This window comes from Deltaproteobacteria bacterium (genome assembly GCA_019308905.1).
GTDB lineage: Bacteria > Desulfobacterota > BSN033 > WVXP01 > WVXP01 > JAFDHF01.
In genome coordinates, this window is record JAFDHF010000060.1 from 24,887 (window position 1) to 31,181 (window position 6,295).

A 6,295-nucleotide genomic window follows, 5' to 3' on the forward strand; every position below is an offset into this window, starting at 1 on the left:
GCCCGTCCTTGCAGAGGCTGATTGCCCGGAAAATAGCAAATAATGTGCCAACCCTCATGGAAATCGGTGACATCCAAGTGTCAAAAAAACCTCTTTTTCCTTATCGTAGAAAGAAATTCCCGCCATCTCCTGCCGGCCTCCTCGTCCATTTCGGCAAACAGTATTCCCGCCCTGAATCTAAACTCCGAATCCTTGGGCGCCAGATCGTACCATACCACCTCCCCCAGCGCCTCCAAAGGAGGCTCCTCATCCGGAATCTCTATGGTAAGCCCCAGTCTCCCAGCTCCGCCCATGGCCTCACCGAGAACATGTATCCTCCCCATGATCACGGTGTTGGTCTCCAGGCAGAACCCCTCGCCCGAAACATCCCTCGTTCTGCCAGCGGCCACGTCCGATGCGGGCTCATCCTCGTGGGAGGGAACCAAACGAAACCGAACAGCAAGAGGACTGTTTAGCCGACTGAATCTCCTTCGTTCAACGCCTGTATAGCCGATCTTCTTCCTCCTCTGAAAACAAAGCTGCCTCTAGCCCTTCTCCACAAGAACGACCTGATTACCGCCCTTGACCTTGGCATGATAAAGGGCCAGATCTGCTGAAGAAATGAACGTGTCAGGGCGGTCATCCCCGGGCGACAAGCCGCTGATACCGATACTGACCGTGACGCTTCCGCGGCCATGATCCTCGCCCACACCCTGCTCTTCCACACGCTGACGTATTCTCTCGGCCACCCCACGACCGCCCTCTATATCAGAATGGAAGAGGAGCGTGCCGAAATCCGTCTGTACCCTGCGGGCGACCAGGTCGGTCTCGCGGACTACCTGGCTCACCATCTGGGCCACCCCAGAAACGATTTGATCCCTTTCCACGGAATCCTGTAACAGACCAAGACCGTCTATGTCTATGGCCAACAGAGAGAGAGGATAGAGATATCGCCTCGCCCTGTCGATTTCCTCTGCGAGTCTCTTCTCGAAATACTGCTGGTTATAGATCTGTGTGAATCGATCGACGATTCCCAGATCCCGCACCGCACCGCTCTCTCTCAGGGGACTGCCAATCGGCCGCTGACTCATTCCACGGAGACGCCGCCTCATGGAGAGGACCTCTTTCAGGGATCGATGATAGTTGAGGGTCCGTTGAATCACAAAGGGGAGCGTCAGCAGATACTCTCCTGACTGAACCACATAATCAAAGGCCCCCGCCTTCATCGCACTCACCGCAGCCCACACTTCACTCGGCCTGACAACAACGATCACGGGCGGCGCTTCTCGGTTGCCCACCACCCTGTCAAGGATGTTGAAATCCATACGGTCCAGCAACTCGTAGCCCAGCAGCAGAATATCGTAAGACTTTTCTCCCAGAAATCCCAGACACTCTTCCACCGTCGTACCAACCTGGATCCGGACATTTGGATAGTAACCCTGGAGGGCTCGCCTGATCTGCTCCGCCCCACCCGTGTCGACCTGGATGAGGAGAATCTCAAGATCTTCTCTTCTCATGGCTCGATTCTTCGTTTCCGCCGCCTCGGGCTCTTCAACGAAAAAAGTCAAACCACAATCCCAACGAAGGCTGATGTGCCATCATACCCAATTGTCGGGTAGATGTCAAAATGCTTACTCCTCCCTTGCCCTTCACTCCCCCTAGAACCCCCAAAACCACTCGGTCTGAGGTGCCTCAGCTCGACCGTTCTACGTGTGGAGTTCCACCACGTCTCCATCGGTGAGGACAAAACCCCTCTTCACTCTCTGGCCCGAAAACTTTCCAGATCCCCAGATGCGGGCGAATTTCAATCTCTTGAAAAGATCCTTATGCACGAGCCTTGCCATCTCCTCAACCGTGCTTCCCTCGGGCAAGACAAAGGGCGCGCTGTAGTCCACCTCCTTCCCCGGGATCTTGCTGTAGATCCGAATGATATGAAGAAGTTGGAAGAGTCTCTTTTTCAGAGGATCCAAACCCATAGCCGTCTTCGCCGAGATGGAAAGGATGGGGAATCTCCCTCCGAAAGCCTCCAGGACAGCCTCCTCATGCCTTCTGCTTTCCGGAAGATCGGCCTTGTTGCACACGATGACCATCCTCTTCTCCTGAGGGGCAGAGCCTCCTTCTCCGTCCACGGGAGAGACCCCCACCTCCTCGAGTTTCTCCAGCAGTACCTTGATCTGGACCAGGGGATCATCGCCCAGATCGACCATCAGCACGAGGCCGTCTGCATTCCTTGCGAGGTTGGTGAACCAGGCCTCGCCCAGTTCCAAAGTCACAGCGGGGGCGTCGACGAGTTGAATCTGGATATTCTCGAAATCCATCATCCCCACTATGGGAATCCTTGTTGTGTACGGGTAGTCGGCCACTTCCGTGTAGGCGTTGGTCAGGCGTGATAAGAGGGTCGATTTGCCGACATTGGGAAGACCTACGAGAACGATCTGGCCAGCCCCCTCCTTCTTTACGTTGAACAGATAGAAGCCTCTCCCCGCTGCCCGTCTTTTCTGTGACTCCTCTCTCAGTTTGGAAAGCTTGCTCCTCAGCTGTGCCCTCAGCTTGTCCGTTCCCTTGTGTTTGGGAATGACGGAGAGCATCTCTTGAAGAGCCGTGACTTTTTCCTGGGGCGATTTCGCACGCCGGAATCTCTCCTCGGCTGCCAGGTACTCTGGAGGGAGGTTGGCCGGCATATCCACCTCCTCTGTTCGGGAATACAAAGACCTCCTTCAGCGAACCCGATCCTGTTTCGTCAAGAGCCGCGGCCTGTCGGCCCAACCTCTCGGCCCGGTGACATAGTCCTCAGGGTCTCGACCATCCGTCTTAACTGTCCCGCCCTCTCATCCATGGGGGCTATCCTGATAAACTCCTCCCAGGCATCCACCGCCCCCTGTATGTCTCTAAGGTCATGTAGGAGAACGACACCCAGGTTGTAGCGGCTGTTTAAATGATGGGGGTCGGAGCGAATCGCCCTCCTGAAAGCCTCGACCGCCTTATCCGGCCTCTTTGTTCTCCTGTATGCGACCCCGAGATCGGTGAGTACGTCGGCATTGTCCGGATCCATGTTCAGAGCCTCCAGGTAGGCCCCTACGGCCTTCTGGTAAGCCCCCCCGTCAAAATGGGCATTTCCGAGCTTCACGAGCAGATCGGCCTTCCCCCCGCCGACCCTTATGGCCTCCGTGTATGCCTCGGCCGCCTCGACGTACCGGCCGTTTCTGGAATACGTGTCGCCGAGGCGCTCCCACCCGTCGCGGTTTCCCGGATCCTTTTCTACCAGGTCTCGAAGTCGCTGGATCTTCCCGAGCACATCGACCGTGGGTGGCTGGGGCGCCTCTGTCCGGCCCGGGAAGACCGCCACGCCCTCCTGCTCCAGTCGTGAGGTCTTGAGAAGGGCTGCCACAGATCCCACAACAAGTCCCGCGAAAAAGGCAGCCACCATGAGAAGCACAACCGTTTCAGTCTTTACCCCCCGTCCGGAATCAACCCCCACACTCGGATCTGACCTCCCGGGTCTTCGAGTTCTCTCCCTGTCCTTCATTCACGCCCTCCAGCCTCCGACCCTCATACATTGGTCGGGTAGGATCCGAGATAGTCCGAGGAGCCGAGGGTTCTGGTAACGGCACGCATGAGAATCTCCCTGTACTCCGGGAGTGTCCCATAGACACGGCATATGGCCACTTTCGCCGGAATGTACTTGAACAGTTCTTCCAGAGGCTCTCTCGATACCTTCCCGGAAGTGGGGTCGTAAATCAAGAGCGGCGAATCCTCCGAATGGAGAGGGTTGAGGGGTCTGGGGTCGTGAAGGGCCATGTCCACGTGAAATTCTATGTCCCTCATTCCCATTGGAAGACTCTCACGAATCCTGCGCTCGACTTCGTACTTCCCCACAAATCCGGCTCGGCCGACTTCAAGATCCTTTATGGTCAAGGTCGTCTCATAGACACTCCGCCACTTAAGTCTCCTCGCCAGGATATCCTTCCACTTGGCAGCCAACTCCCTCTTTTCCCGGTTTTTCGACGCCTCCCACCGTCGGACCCCCTCGATGAGTGACCAGTCAGTCAGTTCACAGTACAGGTCGAGATGGTCTGCGGGATTGAAAGGAAAAATGATCTCGATTGTCCGGGCAAATATCTCTCCCAGTTGGAGGTCGATGGACCGTGTGGTCCGGTGGTAGTAAACATTTGTGTAGAGATAGAGCCGGGCATTGAGAAACATGCTCAGGGCCGAGGCGCCCCTCTTGTCCAGAGCCAGCCCTTCACGGTGACAGAGAGCATAATGAAGCATCCTCTTCCAGTCCACGGGGCCCACAGCCACCCCCGTCATGTAGGAATCCCTCAAAACATAGTCGATGTTGTCAACCGTGAAAATTCCACGAAACAACTGCTGAAGGTACTGCAGCCAGAGAGGATGGTCAGCGGCAGACGACCCGTCCGGCTTCTTGATCAAGAAAGCCACATGCTCCGGCCGGAGCTCTTCATCGTCCCGGAGCATTCCGTGGGGACTCCGACGGACCATGCTGATCATCTCCCCGAGCCTCTCCAGGATAATCCTCTGGCTGAGAATCTCATGGGTCAGGCCGAACCTGCTGAGTACGTGCTCATCGAAAAAATGGCAGAAGGGTCCATGCCCGATGTCATGGAGCAGCCCGGCGAGGCGAAGGAGCTCTTCCACGTAGAATTCCGAGGGTATTCTGCCCTCGAAGACGTGTTCCAAGAACGGATACAGATGGAGCGCAAAGGCTCCTGCCACGTGCATTGTGCCCAGAGAATGCTGAAACCGGCTGTGCTCGGCCGATGGAAACACCCACCGAGCACTCTGGAGCTGGTAGATCCTTCTGAGCCTCTGCAGCCACGGCGTATCGATCAGGTCCCTCTCCGTGGCCTCTTCGGCCCCCCTCCACCGGTCGGTCATCAGGATGTACTGATAGATCGGATCTGCGATGAGACTCGTCCCCTCCAGGGGATTGAACAGAGGACCCATCGGCCCCCTCGCCTTCTTCATGTCGTCATTACCTGGACCCGAGGCTTCCACCCTCTTCAGAAATTTAAGCCCACGGCCCAAAAGAATCAACCCTTAGGAGAGTCGGGGCTCATCACTTTTCGATCGAGGATCCTTGGACGTTGTCCACTTGACGATGGTTTCTCTCTCCGGCGGGGATGCAATTCCGTCCATTCACTCGCGGCTCACGCCGCAGGGCACCTATCCGGCAAACCCTCAAGAGGCGGAGAGGCAGGCCCGGGACCGGGGCGATAGACCGCTGGCTCAGCCTCTCCAGAAGGCTGGGAGATGGATCGGATCTGTCTGCGCATTTCTTTCGGTTCTACAGTAGATCGCGCCAGTAGATCCGGCTTATGGCCAACCCATGGAAGATTCCCGACGAGAAAATCCCCCCACCTACTCCGATAAAACCCGCTGCCTGGCCCCTGATAACACCGATGACCACGCCTGAGGGGATGGCTGAGCCGATGATTTTGGATCGGTCATTTTTGTCCAGGGTGTCGTTTGTTGTATCGAAGTTGAGTACGGCTGCGGCGGTCTTGTAGTTGAGGGCATAGAGTCGCCGTGGGGGTGAAGCTGGTCAGATAGACCACCCCGAAGTAGACCACACCGGGGGCCAGGACCTTCTCGCCGGCGTTGTCCTGGAGGTTGATGTACCATCCCTGGTGGGTGTTGAGGGCTTCCAGGGTGTCGGTCCTCTGCTGATCGGTGCCGTCCTGGACGAGGTTGGCCGTCACGTCCACCAGATCCGCCTCGGTCAGGGGGGCAAGCGGATCTGTGTCTTTGAGGGCGTAGATCCGGTTGATGATCGACTCGTTTTTCGGGTTGGCCCGATCCCCGGTCCCCCAGAACAGCATCTCATAGTTCTGTTCAATCACTACATCCGGGGGATAGAAGATCTTGCGCCCACTTGCCGAATCATCAAAGATCATGGTCCCTGTCCAGTTGGCGGGATCGGGGTCACTGATGTCAAAACGCCACATCTGGCCGCCGGTGTCCCCCACGTAGAGGCGGTCGATGCGGCCCTCCGGGTCCTCATCCGTACTCAGAGCCACCACCTCGCTGGGGATGCAGTAGGCCATGTCGGGGTCGTCACCGAAGGTGTACTTCCACACCAGGGTCCCGTCAAAAAGATCGACACCATAGACCGCCCGACCCGCAAGGTCTGAGCCCACCACAGGATCGTCGTCCTGGTTGGTATCGTACCCCCCACCAATAAAGACAACCATCCGCTCCTCCGAACCCACCCTCACCTTGCCGGCCACCGGCGTGCTCCAGGTCTGTCCCATCTCCTCAAAATCACCACCAGCCTCGGGAAAGATATCCCACA

6 protein-coding genes are annotated in these 6,295 nt (G+C 57.1%); all 6 read right to left on the reverse strand.

Annotated elements, in window-relative coordinates:
• Positions 1–80: 80 nt before the first annotated feature.
• Positions 81–494, reverse strand: a complete 414-nt coding sequence (locus tag JRJ26_16375; GenBank protein ID MBW2059066.1) for a PilZ domain-containing protein — start codon at positions 492–494, stop codon at positions 81–83.
• 30 nt (positions 495–524) lie between these two features.
• On the reverse strand, positions 525–1,496 hold the full coding sequence (locus JRJ26_16380; GenBank protein ID MBW2059067.1) for a diguanylate cyclase: 972 nt from the start codon (positions 1,494–1,496) through the stop codon (positions 525–527).
• A 189-nt stretch (positions 1,497–1,685) separates the two neighbouring features.
• A complete protein-coding gene (locus tag JRJ26_16385; GenBank protein MBW2059068.1) occupies positions 1,686–2,660 on the reverse strand; it encodes a 50S ribosome-binding GTPase in 975 nt (324 codons plus the stop codon).
• A gap of 59 nt (positions 2,661–2,719) precedes the next feature.
• Positions 2,720–3,505 (reverse strand): tetratricopeptide repeat protein, encoded by a 786-nt coding sequence (locus tag JRJ26_16390; protein MBW2059069.1) that lies wholly within the window; start codon positions 3,503–3,505, stop codon positions 2,720–2,722.
• Positions 3,506–3,528: 23 nt separating this feature from the next.
• Positions 3,529–4,968 (reverse strand): HD domain-containing protein, encoded by a 1,440-nt coding sequence (locus JRJ26_16395; GenBank protein MBW2059070.1) that lies wholly within the window; start codon positions 4,966–4,968, stop codon positions 3,529–3,531.
• Between the two features lie 479 nt (positions 4,969–5,447).
• Positions 5,448–6,295, reverse strand: an 848-nt coding sequence (locus JRJ26_16400) for a hypothetical protein (protein MBW2059071.1), incomplete at its 5' end; no start/stop codon positions are given.

Excerpts from the sequence above, each read along its gene's own strand:
- JRJ26_16380 (MBW2059067.1), bottom strand. The coding sequence starts at position 1,496 with ATGAGAAGAGAAGATCTTGAGATTCTCCTCATCCAGGTCGACACGGGT.
- JRJ26_16385 (MBW2059068.1), bottom strand. The coding sequence starts at position 2,660 with ATGCCGGCCAACCTCCCTCCAGAGTACCTGGCAGCCGAGGAGAGATTC.
- JRJ26_16390 (MBW2059069.1), bottom strand. The coding sequence starts at position 3,505 with ATGAAGGACAGGGAGAGAACTCGAAGACCCGGGAGGTCAGATCCGAGT.
- JRJ26_16395 (MBW2059070.1), bottom strand. The coding sequence starts at position 4,968 with ATGAAGAAGGCGAGGGGGCCGATGGGTCCTCTGTTCAATCCCCTGGAG.